This is a genomic window from Pseudomonas sp. JL27(2026) (assembly GCF_056933555.1).
Genome location: NZ_CM167794.1, coordinates 1,409,546 through 1,425,017, shown reverse-complemented (window position 1 = coordinate 1,425,017; position 15,472 = coordinate 1,409,546). Strand labels below are relative to the sequence as shown.

Here is a 15,472-nt window from a genome sequence, read left to right as displayed (position 1 = left end):
CTGATGGCCTCTTCGCGAGCAAGCCCGCTCCAACATTTGATCTACAGCGTACACAGCATTTGTGCTCAGCGATGATCCCTGTGGGAGCGGGCTTGCTCGCGAAAGCAATCAGACAGTCGCCACAGCAATCCCAGGTTCTACCCCTGCCACCAAACCCTCCTTCATCCGCTGGGCATCACGGACAAAACACCGCGAAGCCAGGAACAGAAACACCATGGTGAAAAACAACGCCACCGGAATCAGGTACATGGCGTCGTGCAATCCGACCGCTTTAAACGCCTCGTTCATCTGTTCGGCACCCGCGGCATACATCGCCGTGTGGGCAAAGTGGTCAGACAACGCGCCCACCACCACAGGTCCAAGACCGCCGCCCAGCAGATACAAACCGGCAAAGAACAACGCCATCGCCGTGGCCCGCAAACGCGGTTCGATCACGTCCTGAATCGCCGTGTAGACGCACGTATAGAAGTTGTAGGCAAACAGCCAACCGACACTGAAAGCCGCGACGAACACACCGATTTCGACACGCCCGGCGTGCAAGGCCCACGCCGTACACAGGGTCGAAATGAGCAGGCTGACCCCGGCAAACAACAGCCGACCACTGGCAAAGCGCTGATGGAGTTTGTCGGCAACCCAGCCGCCGGCCGTCAAGCCGATCAACCCGGTGATGCCCACGATCACACCCGTCGCCACGGCGGCGTCCTGCAAGGACAGCAGGAAGTAGCGCTGCAACATCGGCACCATGAAGGAGTTACAGGCATACGATGCAAAGTTGAAGCACAGCCCCGCCAGCACCAGCCAGAGAAATGTCGGGATCGCCAACACCCGGCGAACCGGCCGATCGACCGGCTCCTGGGAGATCTGCACAGCTTCCGCCGCGCCGCGCTTGGGCTCCTTGATGAAAAACATGAACACCGCCAGCAACAGCCCCGGCACTGCGGCAATGAAGAACGGCGCACGCCAACTGTCGAACGCCTTGACCATCGCCCCGATGGTGAAAAATGCCAGCAGCAGCCCCAGCGGCAGACCGAGCATGAAAATACCCATGGCCCGTGCCCGTCGATGGGCCGGGAACAGATCGCCAATCAACGAGTTAGCCGCTGGCGCGTAGCTCGCCTCGCCAATGCCAACCCCCATGCGCACCAGCAGGAACCCCCAGAAGCTGCCGACCAGCCCGTTGACCGCCGTCAGCCCGCTCCACGCCGCCAGCCCCCACCCCATCAGTTTGCTGCGCGAACCGGTGTCTGCCATTCGCCCCAGTGGTAAACCGGCAATGGCATAGACGAGAGTAAATGCGGTGCCGATGATGCCGATCTGGAAATCGCTCAGGTGCCACTCCATGCGGATCGGCTCCATGATGATCGCGGGAATGGTGCGGTCGAAGAAGTTGAACAGGTTGGCCAGGAACAGCAGGAACAGAATGCGCCAGGCATTCGCCGCTTGGGTCGAGTTCTGCATGGGTCCGTCTCTTTTATTGTTATATGGGCTTCACTGCCGCAGCATCCGAGCCCGGAATCAGCAATTTAGTCAGCGCCACCCCAACTGTCTGTAATGATTCGTAAGTCGGGTAACCGCCTATCGAAGGGCCGCGCGCGGGTTTATTTCAAAAAGTTCTAGTGCTCATTTCAAAATCATCGGCACCAAGGTGCCATCACCCCTTGCGCTCTGTACACGGCCTCTATACTCCATCCATTCGCCAGCGTTCATGGCGCGGGGGCTGGATGACTCAGAAACGGGGCATGCTATGGAGTGGCTGGGTTTGCACTTTATTACCGAGCTGCCAGTGAGCGGCCAGGTCGTACTCAACTGCACTCATAACCCCTTTCTGGTACTACTGGCGTATCTGGTTGCCTGCACGGCCAGTTTCGCCACCCTGGACATGGCCGAACGCGTCGGTCACGTCGAGAAACCTTCGGCACAGCGGCTCTGGCGCTGGGTGGGTGCGAGTTGCCTGGCCGGCGGCATCTGGGCGATGCACTTTATCGGCATGCTGGCGTTTCAGGCGCCCGTCGAGATTCGCTACGATTTGCTCATTACCCTGCTTTCACTGGTGATCGCGCTGATCGCCTCGTTCCTGGCGATGGACACTCTCAGCCACCCGCATTTGCGCCTCGGCCGTTACGCGCTGGCCTCGGTCTGGATGGGCCTGGGCATTGCCACCATGCATTACGTGGGCATGGCCGCGATGCGCAGCCAGGCTGTGGCCTACTACCAGCCGACGCTGTTCGTGGTATCGATCCTGATTGCCATCGGCGCCAGCTTCGCCGCATTGCTGCTCTCCAATCACCTGCGCAATGGCAGTGGCATGTTCCACCAACTGCTCAAATACACCGCCAGCCTGGTGCTGGGGGCAGGTATCGTCTGCATGCACTTCACGGGCATGTGGTCGCTGCACCTGGTGCTGCCTGCCGGGACCCTGCAACAACTTCCTCCCCCCGAAAACAACCACATGCAACTGGGCCTGACAGTCGCGGTCATCATGCTGCTGATCATCGGCAGCAGCATCAGTGCGGCGCTGGCCGACAAGAAACTGCAAAACAAGGAGCACGACCTGCGACGGGTCAACGCCCTGCTCACTCAACTGGACCAGGCCCGGATGTCACTGCAACAGGTGGCTCATTACGATGCCCTGACCAACCTGATCAACCGCCGTGGTTTCAACCAGATCTTCGCCGAAAAGCTCATGGAGAAAACCACCCAGGGCGGCATGCTCGCGGTGATGTTTCTGGACATTGACCACTTCAAGCGTATCAACGACAGCCTCGGCCATGATGCCGGCGATGAACTGCTCAAAGTCCTGGCGACCCACATCAAGCAGTCAACCCGCAGCCACGATGACGTGGTCGCGCGCTTCGGCGGCGACGAGTTCTGCATCCTCATCGGCCTGCATGACCGCGAAGAAGCCCGGCACATGGCACAGCGCATCATGCAGAAGATGAAAGACCCCATCGAACTGGCCGGACGGCGCATGGTGATGACCACCAGCATCGGCATCAGCGTGTTCCCCGACGACGGCAAGACCTGCGAAGAACTGCTCAAGAACGCGGACCTTGCGCTGTATCAGTCCAAGGGCAGTGGCCGCAATGGCCTGCACTTTTTCAGCTCCAACCTGAAAACCCGCGCCACCCTTGAATTGCAGCTTGAAGAAGAATTACGCAACGCCTTACGCGATGACGCCGGGTTGATGCTCTATTACCAGCCGATCTACGACCTCAAGGCCGGCCAGGTCACCAAGCTTGAAGCCTTGATTCGCTGGCAACACCCGGTGCATGGCCTGCTGGCACCCGACCGTTTTATCGCGATTGCCGAAGCCAACGGTTTGATCGCCGAACTCGACAACTGGGTGCTGCGCAAGGCCTGCCAGGACTTGAGCGAACTGTCGCGCCATGGCTGCGAAGCGCTGAAAATCGCGGTGAACTGCTCGCCACTCAACCTGGCCCGTGAAGAGCTGGCCAGTGAAATCGAAAGTGCCTTGCGCAGCGCGGGCGTCGCGCCGCAACGCCTGGAGCTGGAAGTCACCGAAAACGCGCTGATGGGCAACATCGCCAACACCCTGGTGCTGTTGCGCCAGATCCGCGCCCTCGGGGTTTCACTGTCGATCGACGATTTCGGCACCGGCTATTCTTCCCTGGCCTACCTCAAGCGCTTGCCGCTCAACACCCTGAAAATCGACCGCTCGTTCATCCTCGACATTCCCAAGTCGGCCCAGGACATGGAAATCGTCCAGGCCATTATCGTCATGGCCCATACCCTGCACTTGCAGGTGGTCACCGAAGGCGTCGAAACCATCGAGCAATACGAGTTCCTCAACCGCTACGGCTGTGATTTCGTTCAGGGCTATTTGCTCAGCCGCCCGGTACCACTGACGGAGCTGCGCCCGGTACTGGACGAAATCAACCAGCGTAAACACGCCCACACGTTTAATCCGCTGAGCCTGGCCCGCGGTACAGATGGATTAATGCCGAAGGCTCTTTTTCCAGAAAGCCCTGGCCACCCTGCAAACACATCAGTTGTGCAACCAATCCGTTGATCGACGTCACCGAACCTTGTTCGCGGGAGAATTGCGCCCTCGTGTCGAGGTCATTGAACAGCGGTGTCCGCCAGGCACAACAACACCCAATCGGCGTGTTGGCAGAGTCCGGCAGGTGTGGCCACTTGTCGCGCCCGGCCTGAACCCAAGGCACGCATTTGGCCGGGTTGCCGTTCCACACCGTCAGCTGATAGCCCGCCGCCAACAGGCACCGGCACATTGGCAGCCCCATCAGGCCAATGCCGGCAAACGCCGGAGAAGGCAGCGCCTGCCATCATCTTGCCTTCGTTCGATTAAAGATCGCCGGATATTGGCCGATTCATCATGACTAGGAAAGGATTCCCCCTAGCGAAACTAAGGTTTAACCCTATCGCTGGGGCCAATATCGCACTGTAAAGTCGCGAGACCCCACCCGTGATGGCTCGATGACATCCTTCTTTCGAGCCCACCAGTCCAGGCCATGGCGCACAATGACTTCTAAAAACAACCCTGCCAACGCAGTATCCGATCTGACGCCCACTGTTCTTTCGGAAAGACCCTCGAAGCCATTGACCAGCTCGCGCCCGCTTGCGACCCAGCAATACCTGTACTTCACCGAGACCAATACCGACCGCATCCTCGACAACCTCGACGGCCTGCGTGACATGGTATTCCCGCGTCCGCCGCACCTGGAAGACGACAGCGAAATCCGTCGCGACCAGGAGTTTCCGTCGGTTTGCCTGATCGGCCTGGGGCGCTGCGGTTCGAACATTGCGCTGGATGTCGCCGAACTGGTCTACAACGCGCGCAAGTTCTACCTCAACGAATTCAACAACGAAGACAAACCTTACGCCGACAAGGGCTACAGCCCGGCGCAGTGGATCCGCACCAACCTGCGCCTGGGGCCGAACAAGGCCACCAAACCGGTGTTCCTGGTAGAGCCGCTGGTGATGCTCGGCGACCTGGACAAGGACATCGCCGGGCGTATCCGCTTTTCGCGCAAGGGCGAAAAAAGCGGCTTCCTGCGCGACTACAGCAAAATGAAGATCATGGACCTCTCGGAAGTCCACGCCGGTGGTGCCGGTAACGCACCGATCCTCGGCCAGTACCTGGCCAAGATCATCCTGAACAAGGACACCCAGCGATTCTCCAGCCCGGACTGGAAAATGATCCACTCGTACCTGATCGACAGTTGTGGCATCAAGGCCAACCAGTCGCGCCTGTACTTCTCGATCTTCAGTGCCGGCGGTGGTACGGGTTCGGGCATGGCCTCGGAGTTCGGCCTGGCGCAACAGTACTCGTACATGAACAAGACATTCGACACCAAACCGGTGGACGAACACGACAGCAAGGCTGGCCACTCCTTCGTCTTCGAACCGATCTTCACCAGCGGCATTTGCGTACTGCCGAACATTTCCGATCACCGCAGCGAAATGTCCGAAGCCCTGCACATCAACGCCGGTCGCCTGCTGTGTAAATACCTGTCGGAAGAATGGGACTTCTCATACAACTTCGACAATGAAGACAGCAGCGAAGCCAGCGTCATGGGCCGTATCCGCCCATGGAACGCCATGATGCTGATCTCCAACGACATCATGCGTTATGCCGAAGAGAGCGATGACGGCAACATCCAGAACATTGACGTCAATGCCATGGAAAAACACGCCAACCAATACATCTCGCAGCAGATCTTCAACATTCTGACCGCACAGGCGGTGACCACCGACTACGACCAGAACTACTTCCGTCGTGCGGGCATCGACATCGGCGAAACCATTCGCCTGGACGCCAACGACCTGTTCATGAGCCTGGCCGGCCCGGTGGCGATTGCCTACGCCGAATCTGTAGTGCCTGAACAACCGGCGCCGACCAGCGACAAGTTCAAGGTGTTCGATAAAGAGCCACAGCGCCTGAACATCGACGACCTGTTCTTCCGCTCCATCGACTTGCCGCACTTCAACAAGGTTACCCAGGCCATCGAAGGCATCAGCCTGTTGCCGATCGAGTCCAAGCGCTATCGCGCGTCGCTGGAGCAGTACAAGAACTCGGGCTACGACGCCGCCGCGCTGCACGACCTGCACTTCTTCAAGAACTGCTCGTCGGTGGTCTCGATCGTGTCCCTGCCTAAGGACTACAAGCTGTCCTACATGGACCTGAACCGGCTGAAGACCCACCTCAACAGCCTGTTCCCCAACACCACGCTCAAGCGTTATGCACTGGTGATCGGCGCGTCGGCCAACCTGTCTCTGACCACGCTGATCGCCAAGAGCCCGTGCCTGTCGGACGACTTCCTGACGTTGATCGTGGCCTTCATCAAGCGTTGCTTTGCGAAAAACCCGTACCGCTTCGACGAAACCCTGGACAACTCGATCCTGGACTTCATCATCCATGAGGAGTTCGACGAAGACCTGATCGATGACCTGCTCAACGAGTTCGAAAACCCGGCCAAGATCCTCGACACCAACTGGTATGCGATCAAGCCAATGTACGAGAAGAAGTACCGCGAGCTGATCAACGACAAGGACAAGTTCGTGTCGATCAACGACATCCGCCTGTCCCGCGATTGCGTGAAGAAAGCCATCAAGTACCTGCGCGAGATCTACCGTCACCGTATCGGCAAGACCAAGGTTATTTCCCTCAATAACCACACGGGCAAAACGGCCTAATCAGCGGTGCCCCCTTCGCGAGCAAGCCCGCTCCCACAAGGTCATCACTGACCCCTGTGGGAGCGGGCTTAAAATTCAACACAAATCCAACATCCAGAAACAATTAAGCAGCCGTTCGGCTGCTTACTAAACTGTTCCCGTTACGTTTACGTCACCTTCCCCCCTGCCGGCCTGTGGCATTTCTCTACGGCAACCTGCCACCACGCTACTCGGCTACACACTTTTACCCGAACACCATCAGCACCAAATCGGTGCGAGCCTTCAGACCTGCGCCCTTTCCTGGATCAGAATCCACGGTGAAACCACCACCGCCCAAAGCTGTGGATCACGCGCCACCAGATCCAGCGCCCGCGTTTCAGACACCTTGCCCAGCTTCTCGGCAGCCAGCCAGGCGGCCACTTTCTCGCCCTCATCCTGGGCCACGGCTTCGGCCGCTTCGATCAAATCCAGGTCGGCGTCGACCCACAATAGGGCACCCTTGGCAAAGAACGGTTCCAGCTCCTTCCAGGTAATAGATGCGGTTTCACCAAGCAGCTTGGCATAGAGGGTGCTAGGTTCTTGAGTCATGGGCCTGTCCAGAAATGAAATCGGCGCAATCATAACGTCGGTGGTCGGGCAGAAAAACCCGGATGCAAAAGTGTGATTGATCGAGAACTGCAGGAAAGCCAAGGATAGCCGCCAGATCGGGCCGAACCCACGCCGCAATTCTGTCTTTTTCTTTCAATAAAGCGACACCCTCAGGTTTTGCCCGTAGGCGCCAGCTTTCCAAGCGAACAATTGGCGCTCTACACTGTACCGGTACAGTTGCCGGGGGCATTTCCGGGGGATATCCAAGATATCGATCCGGTTCTGTGGCCTTGGCTTCTAGAACTATAAAAATTACAACAGCAAGAGTGGAGCACTATGAATAAGGCTACTAAGCAGATTTCCAAACTGTTTGCCGCTATGGTTCTGGCCGGAGTTGCCAGCCATTCGTTCGCAGCTGACACCATCAAGATCGGCATCACCGGCCCTAAAACCGGCCCCGTAGCCCAATACGGCGACATGCAGTTCAGTGGCGCAAAAATGGCCATCGAACAAATCAACGCCAAGGGCGGCGTCAACGGCAAGAAACTCGAAGCTGTTGAATACGACGATGCGTGCGACCCGAAACAAGCCGTTGCAGTAGCCAACAAAGTCGTCAACGACGGCGTCAAGTTTGTCGTCGGTCACCTGTGCTCCAGCTCCACTCAACCGGCCTCCGACATCTACGAAGACGAAGGCGTGGTCATGATCACCCCGGCTGCCACCAGCCCGGACATCACCAACCGTGGTTACAAAATGGTCTTCCGTACCATCGGCCTGGACAGCGCCCAGGGCCCTGCCGCCGGTAACTACATCGCCGACCACGTGAAACCGAAAATCGTTGCGGTATTGCACGACAAACAGCAATACGGCGAAGGCATCGCCACTGCCGTGAAGAAAACCCTCGAAGGCAAAGGCGTCAAGGTTGCCGTGTTCGAAGGCATCAACGCCGGCGACAAAGATTTCTCCTCGATGATATCCAAGCTCAAGCAAGCCAATGTCGACTTCGTCTACTACGGCGGCTACCACCCAGAGCTGGGCCTGATCCTGCGTCAAGCCCAGGAAAAAGGCCTGAAAGCCAAGTTCATGGGGCCGGAAGGCGTGGGCAACGACTCGATTTCGCAGATCGCCAAGGACGCTTCCGAAGGTCTGCTGGTGACCCTGCCGAAGTCCTTCGACCAAGACCCGGCGAACGTCGCCCTGGCTGACGCGTTCAAAGCCAAGAAAGAAGACCCGAGCGGTCCGTTCGTGTTCCCTTCCTACTCCGCCGTTGAAGTCATCGCCGGTGGTATCACTGCCGCCAAGAGCGAAGACGCAGCCAAAGTGGCCGAAGCCATCCATGCCGGGACCTTCAAGACCCCGACTGGCGACCTGAGCTTCGACGCCAAGGGCGACCTCAAAGACTTCAAATTCGTGGTCTACGAGTGGCACTTCGGCAAACCTAAAACCGAAGTCTCGCCTCAGTAAGGCGTGCCCTGACTGACTGCCAATAAAGCCCACGGCGTGCCGTGGGCTTTGTTTTACGAACGTATTGGGCCGCACTTGCGTGATCCGCAGTCTGCCCACCTGAAAATCTCAAAACCGTCATCAGCGGTTCGCTGGCAAACCTCATGTCCGAAGTGGATGCAGATCCACGGGGCCTGAGCGGGAAAATGACTCCACCAGTGAAATGCGTATCAGGTTTTTAGGAGCGCTGTAATGCCTGACATCTATCACTTCTTCCAACAGCTGGTTAACGGCCTGACCGTTGGCAGCACGTATGCCTTGATCGCCATCGGCTATACGATGGTCTACGGCATCATTGGAATGATCAACTTCGCCCACGGCGAGGTGTACATGATTGGTTCCTACGTGGCGTTCATCGCCATTGCGGGCCTGTCCATGATGGGACTCGACAGTGTCCCGCTATTGATGACCGCCGCGTTCATCGCGACCATCGTCGTTACCAGTGCCTACGGCTACAGCATCGAACGGATCGCCTACCGCCCCTTGCGCGGCAGCAACCGTCTGATCCCGCTGATTTCCGCCATCGGCATGTCGATCTTCCTGCAGAACACCGTACTGCTGGCGCAAGACTCCAAGGACAAATCCATCCCCAACCTGATCCCCGGCAACTTCGCCATCGGGCCAGGTGGCGCACATGAAGTGCTGATTTCCTACATGCAAATCGTGGTGTTCGTGGTGACCCTGGTCGCCATGCTCGGCCTGACGCTGTTCATCTCCCGTTCTCGCCTGGGCCGCGCCTGCCGTGCCTGCGCCGAAGACATCAAGATGGCCAACCTGCTGGGCATCAACACCAACAACATCATCGCCCTGACCTTCGTCATCGGTGCCGCGCTGGCGGCCATTGCGGCCGTGCTGCTGAGCATGCAATACGGCGTGATCAACCCGAACGCCGGCTTCCTCGTCGGTCTCAAGGCTTTTACCGCTGCGGTACTGGGCGGCATTGGCAGCATTCCGGGCGCCATGCTCGGCGGGCTGGTCCTTGGGGTAGCTGAAGCCTTTGGCGCCGATATCTTCGGCGACCAGTACAAGGATGTCGTGGCGTTCGGTCTATTGGTTCTGGTGTTGTTGTTCCGGCCAACCGGCCTGTTGGGCCGTCCGGAGGTTGAAAAAGTATGACTAGGAATCTTAAACAGGCGCTGTTCAGCGCCCTGCTGGTATGGGCCGTGGCCTACCCGGTACTCGGTCTGAAACTGACTATTGTCGGCATCAACCTCGAAGTTCACGGCACCAGCAATACAACACTGATCACCATCGCCGTGTGCTCGGTGCTGATGTTCCTGCGGGTGCTGTTCGACCATCAGATCAGCGCAGCCTGGAAATCCTCGCCAAGCATGCCGGTAATGCCGGCCAAGGCCAGTAACTTCCTGACACTGCCGTCCACCCAGCGCTGGATCATCATCGCGTTGATCGCCGGCGCCCTGATCTGGCCGTTCTTCGGTTCCCGCGGGGCAGTGGACATCGCCACCCTGGTGCTGATCTACGTGATGCTCGGGCTGGGCCTGAACATCGTGGTCGGCCTGGCCGGTCTGCTGGACCTGGGGTACGTCGGCTTCTACGCCGTGGGCGCCTACAGCTACGCGCTGCTGTCGCACTACTACGGCCTGAGCTTCTGGATCTGCCTGCCGATCGCCGGAATGATGGCCGCCACTTTCGGCTTCCTCCTGGGGTTCCCGGTATTGCGGCTGCGCGGTGACTACCTGGCCATCGTGACGCTGGGCTTCGGTGAAATCATCCGCCTGTTCCTGCGTAACCTGACGGGCCTCACCGGTGGTCCGAACGGTATCAGCAACATCGAGAAACCGACGTTCTTCGGCCTGACCTTCGAACGTAAAGCCGCGGAAGGCCTGCAAACCTTCCACGAATACTTCGGCCTCGAATACAACTCGATCAACAAGGTGATTTTCCTTTACCTGGTTGCGCTGTTGCTGGCGCTGTTTGCCCTGTTCGTCATCAACCGCTTGCTGCGCATGCCATTGGGTCGTGCCTGGGAAGCGCTGCGTGAAGACGAAATCGCGTGCCGTGCGCTGGGCCTGAACCCAACGATCATCAAACTTTCGGCTTTCACCCTGGGTGCCTGCTTCGCCGGTTTCGCCGGTAGCTTCTTCGCCGCGCGCCAAGGGCTGGTGACACCGGAGTCCTTCACCTTTATCGAGTCCGCCACCATCCTCGCCATCGTGGTGCTGGGCGGCATGGGCTCGCAATTGGGTGTGGTGCTCGCCGCCACCGTGATGATCCTGTTGCCTGAACTGATGCGTGAATTCAGCGAGTACCGCATGTTGATGTTCGGCGCCATGATGGTGCTGATGATGATCTGGCGTCCTCAAGGCCTGCTGCCCATGCAACGTCCTCACATGGAGCTGCGAAAATGAGCCGTGAGATCCTGAAAGTAAGCGGCCTGAGCATGCGCTTTGGCGGCCTGTTGGCGGTCAACGGCGTGGCCCTGACCGTGAAGGAAAAACAGGTGGTGTCGATGATCGGCCCGAACGGTGCCGGCAAGACTACCGTGTTCAACTGCCTGACCGGTTTCTACCAACCCACCGCCGGCACCATCCTGCTGGACGGCGAGCCTATCCAGGGCCTGCCCGGCCATAAGATTGCCCGCAAGGGCGTGGTGCGGACCTTCCAGAACGTGCGTTTGTTCAAGGACATGACGGCGGTCGAAAACCTCTTGATCGCCCAGCACCGTCACCTGAACACCAACTTCCTGGCCGGCCTGTTCAAGACTCCGGCATTCCGTAAAAGTGAACGCGAGGCCATGGAGTACGCCGAGTACTGGCTGGACAAGGTCAACCTCAGGGAGTTCGCCAACCGCCCTGCCGGAACGCTGGCCTACGGTCAGCAACGACGCCTGGAAATCGCCCGCTGCATGATGACCCGCCCGCGGATCCTCATGCTCGACGAACCGGCCGCCGGCCTGAACCCGCGAGAAACCGATGACCTCAAGGCGCTGATCAGCGTCCTGCGTGAAGAACACAACGCCACCGTGCTGCTGATCGAACACGACATGAAACTGGTCATGAGCATTTCCGACCACATCGTCGTGATCAACCAGGGCACACCACTGGCCGACGGCACGCCGGAACAGATCCGCGACAATCCTGAAGTGATCAAAGCCTACCTGGGGGAAGCGTAAATGCTGCAATTCGAAAACGTTTCCACCTTCTACGGCAAGATCCAGGCCCTGCACAGCGTCAACGTCGAGGTCCGTCAGGGCGAGATCGTCACGCTGATCGGTGCCAACGGTGCCGGCAAGTCGACCCTGCTGATGACCCTTTGCGGTTCACCGCAGGCCCATAGCGGCAGCATTCGCTACATGGGCGAAGAACTGGTCGGCCAGGACTCGGCGCGGATCATGCGCAAAAGCATCGCCGTGGTACCGGAAGGTCGTCGGGTGTTCGCTCGCCTGACCGTCGAGGAGAATCTCGCCATGGGCGGGTTCTTCACCGACAAGGGCGACTACCAGGAGCAGATGGACAAGGTCCTGCACCTGTTTCCCCGGCTCAAGGAGCGCTTCAGCCAACGGGGCGGCACCATGTCTGGCGGCGAGCAGCAAATGCTCGCCATCGGCCGGGCGCTGATGAGCAAACCCAAGCTACTGCTGCTCGACGAGCCATCGCTGGGGCTGGCACCGATCATCATCCAGCAGATCTTCGACATCATCGAACAACTGCGCAAGGATGGGGTCACGGTGTTCCTGGTAGAACAGAACGCCAACCAGGCCTTGAAAATCGCCGACCGCGCCTACGTGCTGGAAAACGGCCGGGTGGTGATGCAAGGCACGGGTGAAGCCCTGCTGACCGATCCAAAAGTGCGTGAAGCCTACTTGGGCGGTTAAGGCACTGCTGCAAAGAAGAAAACGGCCCGAGGGCTAATGCCTGTCAGTTAAGGCACGTAACCTGTGGGAGCGGGCTTGCTCGCGAAGAGGGCATTGCATTCAACATCGATGTTGACTGTGACGCCGCTTTCGCGAGCAAGCCCGCTCCCACAAGGACTGCGGTGCTTAAATTCTTAACTGACTGGCATTAGCCCGAGGGCCGTTTTTTTTCGCCTGGTGCTTTGTGTCGAGCACAGTTTTCTGGCGATAGCACTCTCCTGAACGCCATCGCTGGCAAGACTCCTGCAGCGATTTCAATATTTTTTCACCGGCGCTGTAACGAATCCGCATGACCTTTCTCTAGAAGGGTAAGCAAGCACAAACGCTTACTTATCACGCTCACTTTTGGAGAAACATCATGACTGCTACCACTCGCACCCTGTCCGCCGCCGCTATCGCCCTGGCCCTCGGTTCTGCCTTGAGCATCGCCGCTCTGCCGACCACCGCCCACGCCGCCGACGACATGGAAAAATGCTTTGGCGTTGCCATGAAAGGTAAAAACGATTGCGCCGCAGGCGCGGGCACCACCTGCGCCGGCACCTCGAAAATGGACTACCAGGCCAACTCCTGGAAACTCGTACCAAAAGGCACTTGCGAAACCACCGCCAGCCCAACCTCGCCTACCGGCTTCGGTCAACTGGCCGCTTACAAAGCCAAGTAATCGCCCCCCTGCCTGAGCACCGATGATGCCGACTTCCCCTGTTCTACCGACCCAGCACGCTGCCCAGGCAGGCGCACACCGGCTCCCGCCCCGTGCGGGGCTGGGCCTGAAGACCGAGCACTTTGGCGAAGTGCTCGGCTCACACCCGGACATCGGTTTCTTCGAAGTCCACGCTGAAAACTACATGGTGGCGGGTGGTCCGTTTCACCATTACCTGGGATTGATCCGCGAACAGTACCCGCTGTCGCTCCACGGCGTCGGCCTGTCCATTGGCGCCGAAGGGCCGCTCAACACAGAGCATCTGGCGCGACTGGCACAATTGATCGAACGCTATCAACCCCAGTCCTTTTCCGAACACCTGGCCTGGTCCAGCCATGGCCCGGTGTTTCTCAACGACTTGCTGCCACTGGCGTACGACGAACCCACGCTCAATCGCGTCTGCGCGCACATCGATCAGGTCCAAAACTGCCTCAAACGTCCGATGCTGCTGGAGAACCCGGCAACTTATCTGCAGTTTCAGCGATCTAGCATGGACGAAACCGCGTTCATCGCCGAAGTCATTCGTCGCACCGGCTGCGGCCTGTTGCTGGACGTCAACAACGTCTACGTTTCCTGCATCAATCACCAACGCGATCCATTGGCCTACATCGACGCGCTGCCGTTGCACACCGTCGGTGAGATCCATCTAGCAGGTTTTGCCGAAGACACCGACAGCCTCGGTGATCGACTGCTGATCGACGACCACGGTGCGCCCATCGATAACGCCGTGTGGGCGTTGTATCGGCAAGTGCTTGAGCGTGTGGGTCCGATGGCCACGCTGATCGAGCGGGATAACCAACTCCCGGCATTCAGCGTGTTGCAGGCCGAAGCGCGCCAGGCCGATGAATGTCTCAGGTCTGCCGGAGTTCGCCCATGAGCCTTCAGTCCGAATTCAGTGCGGCACTGCTCGCCCCACAATCGGTTTGCCCAAGCGGGCTGTTCAGCGCCAACGGCGCCGACCCGGCCAGTCGCTTCGCGGTTTATCGCAACAACGTGCAAAGCTCGCTGATCAACGCCCTGGTCGATGGATACCCGGTGGTCGTGCAATTGGTCGGTGACACATTCTTTCGGGGCATGGCCCAGTGTTATGTACGGCAATGCCCACCGGGCAGCCCATTGATGAACGACTACGGCAACGACCTGGCCGATTTCATCGAAAGCTTCTCGCCCGCCGCGACGGTGCCTTATCTGGCGGATGTGGCACGCCTGGAACGCCTGCGGGTCAAGGCCTATCACGCAGCCGATGCCAAAACCGTCGAGCCTGCAGAAATTGCAGCGGCCATCGGCGACCCCGAGGCCCTGGCCCGCTTATGCATAGCTCTGCATCCCTCAACCTTCACCCTGAACTCGGCCTACGCCGTGGTTGCCCTGTGGGCGGCCCATCAAGCTGAAACCCCGCCCCAGGACCTTGCGCCGTATCACCCGCAAACCGCGCTGGTGCTGCGCAACGGTCTGGAGGTCGAGGTTTTCGCTATCGATACAGGCTCGATGACCTTCATCCGCAGCCTGCAAAACAACAGTCCGCTGGGACTTGCCGTTGCCGATGCACTGGACGTCGACCCGGCGTTCGACCTCAGCCAATGCCTGGCGCTCTTAATTGGCCACAACGCCATCACCCGCTTACACCCAGACAAGGTATCGCCATGAACATCCGCACCGAACACCCTAACGCCGTCGCACGCCTGATCGAACGGTTCATCGCGCTGCTCGAAAAGATCCCCCACTGCCTGATCGCCTTCATTGCACGGTTTTCCATTGCCGCCGTGTTCTGGAAGTCCGGCCAGACCAAAGTCGAGGGGCTGGCCATCGACCTGATCGACGGTACGTTCCAGCTCGGTGTGCCCAGGCTCGCGGACTCGACCATTCCTTTGTTCAAGAGCGAATACCATGTGCCGCTACTGTCGCCGGAACTGGCGGCGCACATGGCGGCATTCGCCGAGCACTGCTTTCCGGTCCTGATCCTGGTCGGCTTCGCCACCCGTTTCTCGGCACTGGCCCTGCTGGGCATGACCCTGACCATTCAAACCTTCGTCTACCCGGACGCCTACCCGACCCACGGCACCTGGGCAGCCGTGCTGCTGTACCTGATGGCCAGAGGCCCGGGCGTACTGTCGATCGACCACCTGATCGCCAAACGCTTTCGCGCCGTGTAA

Annotated in this window: 13 protein-coding genes and 1 pseudogene; 11 read left to right on the top strand and 3 right to left on the bottom strand. The window is 59.0% G+C overall.

What is annotated here, in order from left to right; genetic code table 11:
• Positions 1–108: 108 nt before the first annotated feature.
• Positions 109–1,458: a spinster family MFS transporter gene (locus AC1Z1G_RS06485; protein WP_483625807.1), complete on the bottom strand. Its 1,350-nt coding sequence runs from the start codon at positions 1,456–1,458 to the stop codon at positions 109–111.
• A gap of 286 nt (positions 1,459–1,744) precedes the next feature.
• On the opposite strand from AC1Z1G_RS06485, the gene AC1Z1G_RS06480 reads away from it, so the two are divergent.
• Complete coding sequence (locus tag AC1Z1G_RS06480) at positions 1,745–4,030, top strand: putative bifunctional diguanylate cyclase/phosphodiesterase (RefSeq protein WP_483625805.1); 2,286 nt, start codon at positions 1,745–1,747, stop codon at positions 4,028–4,030.
• 56 nt (positions 4,031–4,086) lie between these two features.
• Here AC1Z1G_RS06480 and AC1Z1G_RS06475 read toward each other — a convergent pair.
• A pseudogene (locus AC1Z1G_RS06475) lies at positions 4,087–4,262 on the bottom strand (NAD(P)-binding domain-containing protein); the annotation flags it as partial.
• Positions 4,263–4,500: 238 nt separating this feature from the next.
• On the opposite strand from AC1Z1G_RS06475, the gene AC1Z1G_RS06470 reads away from it, so the two are divergent.
• Positions 4,501–6,675: a hypothetical protein gene (locus tag AC1Z1G_RS06470; RefSeq protein ID WP_483625803.1), complete on the top strand. Its 2,175-nt coding sequence runs from the start codon at positions 4,501–4,503 to the stop codon at positions 6,673–6,675.
• A gap of 261 nt (positions 6,676–6,936) precedes the next feature.
• Here the strand turns inward: AC1Z1G_RS06470 and AC1Z1G_RS06465 are convergent, their stop codons facing one another.
• Positions 6,937–7,242, bottom strand: coding sequence for a DUF2288 domain-containing protein (locus AC1Z1G_RS06465; RefSeq protein ID WP_483625802.1), 306 nt, complete (start codon positions 7,240–7,242; stop codon positions 6,937–6,939).
• 336 nt (positions 7,243–7,578) lie between these two features.
• On the opposite strand from AC1Z1G_RS06465, the gene AC1Z1G_RS06460 reads away from it, so the two are divergent.
• The 9 genes from AC1Z1G_RS06460 (at position 7,579) to AC1Z1G_RS06420 (ending at position 15,472) form a co-directional block, all read left to right on the top strand.
• Entirely contained in the window at positions 7,579–8,706 is a 1,128-nt protein-coding gene (locus AC1Z1G_RS06460) for a branched-chain amino acid ABC transporter substrate-binding protein (RefSeq protein WP_483625800.1), read from the top strand.
• A gap of 231 nt (positions 8,707–8,937) precedes the next feature.
• The gene (livH, locus tag AC1Z1G_RS06455) at positions 8,938–9,861 is read left to right on the top strand and encodes a high-affinity branched-chain amino acid ABC transporter permease LivH (protein WP_483625798.1); all 924 of its coding nucleotides are present in this window, start codon (positions 8,938–8,940) and stop codon (positions 9,859–9,861) included.
• Positions 9,858–11,114, top strand: a complete 1,257-nt coding sequence (locus AC1Z1G_RS06450) for a high-affinity branched-chain amino acid ABC transporter permease LivM (RefSeq protein WP_483625796.1) — start codon at positions 9,858–9,860, stop codon at positions 11,112–11,114. Before livH ends, AC1Z1G_RS06450 begins: the two co-directional genes overlap by 4 nt.
• The gene (gene livG / locus AC1Z1G_RS06445) at positions 11,111–11,878 is read left to right on the top strand and encodes a high-affinity branched-chain amino acid ABC transporter ATP-binding protein LivG (RefSeq protein ID WP_347904507.1); all 768 of its coding nucleotides are present in this window, start codon (positions 11,111–11,113) and stop codon (positions 11,876–11,878) included. The genes AC1Z1G_RS06450 and livG overlap by 4 nt, the downstream gene beginning before the upstream one ends.
• Positions 11,879–12,580: an ABC transporter ATP-binding protein gene (locus AC1Z1G_RS06440; RefSeq protein WP_347904506.1), complete on the top strand. Its 702-nt coding sequence runs from the start codon at positions 11,879–11,881 to the stop codon at positions 12,578–12,580.
• A 397-nt stretch (positions 12,581–12,977) separates the two neighbouring features.
• Positions 12,978–13,280 carry a BufA1 family periplasmic bufferin-type metallophore gene (locus tag AC1Z1G_RS06435; RefSeq protein ID WP_483625793.1) on the top strand — a complete coding sequence of 101 codons (303 nt, stop codon included), beginning with the start codon at positions 12,978–12,980 and terminating at the stop codon, positions 13,278–13,280.
• A 22-nt stretch (positions 13,281–13,302) separates the two neighbouring features.
• Positions 13,303–14,196: an MNIO family bufferin maturase gene (gene bufB / locus AC1Z1G_RS06430; protein WP_483625792.1), complete on the top strand. Its 894-nt coding sequence runs from the start codon at positions 13,303–13,305 to the stop codon at positions 14,194–14,196.
• Positions 14,193–14,966 (top strand): HvfC/BufC N-terminal domain-containing protein, encoded by a 774-nt coding sequence (locus tag AC1Z1G_RS06425; RefSeq protein ID WP_483625790.1) that lies wholly within the window; start codon positions 14,193–14,195, stop codon positions 14,964–14,966. Before bufB ends, AC1Z1G_RS06425 begins: the two co-directional genes overlap by 4 nt.
• The gene (locus AC1Z1G_RS06420; protein WP_483625789.1) at positions 14,963–15,472 is read left to right on the top strand and encodes a DoxX family protein; all 510 of its coding nucleotides are present in this window, start codon (positions 14,963–14,965) and stop codon (positions 15,470–15,472) included. The genes AC1Z1G_RS06425 and AC1Z1G_RS06420 overlap by 4 nt, the downstream gene beginning before the upstream one ends.

Coding starts and splice junctions, on each gene's coding strand:
- livH (WP_483625798.1), top strand. CDS start 8,938: ATGCCTGACATCTATCACTTCTTCCAACAGCTGGTTAACGGCCTGACC.
- AC1Z1G_RS06440 (WP_347904506.1), top strand. CDS start 11,879: ATGCTGCAATTCGAAAACGTTTCCACCTTCTACGGCAAGATCCAGGCC.
- AC1Z1G_RS06460 (WP_483625800.1), top strand. CDS start 7,579: ATGAATAAGGCTACTAAGCAGATTTCCAAACTGTTTGCCGCTATGGTT.
- AC1Z1G_RS06420 (WP_483625789.1), top strand. CDS start 14,963: ATGAACATCCGCACCGAACACCCTAACGCCGTCGCACGCCTGATCGAA.
- AC1Z1G_RS06480 (WP_483625805.1), top strand. CDS start 1,745: ATGGAGTGGCTGGGTTTGCACTTTATTACCGAGCTGCCAGTGAGCGGC.
- bufB (WP_483625792.1), top strand. CDS start 13,303: ATGATGCCGACTTCCCCTGTTCTACCGACCCAGCACGCTGCCCAGGCA.
- livG (WP_347904507.1), top strand. CDS start 11,111: ATGAGCCGTGAGATCCTGAAAGTAAGCGGCCTGAGCATGCGCTTTGGC.
- AC1Z1G_RS06485 (WP_483625807.1), bottom strand. CDS start 1,458: ATGCAGAACTCGACCCAAGCGGCGAATGCCTGGCGCATTCTGTTCCTG.
- AC1Z1G_RS06465 (WP_483625802.1), bottom strand. CDS start 7,242: ATGACTCAAGAACCTAGCACCCTCTATGCCAAGCTGCTTGGTGAAACC.
- AC1Z1G_RS06470 (WP_483625803.1), top strand. CDS start 4,501: ATGACTTCTAAAAACAACCCTGCCAACGCAGTATCCGATCTGACGCCC.
- AC1Z1G_RS06450 (WP_483625796.1), top strand. CDS start 9,858: ATGACTAGGAATCTTAAACAGGCGCTGTTCAGCGCCCTGCTGGTATGG.
- AC1Z1G_RS06435 (WP_483625793.1), top strand. CDS start 12,978: ATGACTGCTACCACTCGCACCCTGTCCGCCGCCGCTATCGCCCTGGCC.
- AC1Z1G_RS06425 (WP_483625790.1), top strand. CDS start 14,193: ATGAGCCTTCAGTCCGAATTCAGTGCGGCACTGCTCGCCCCACAATCG.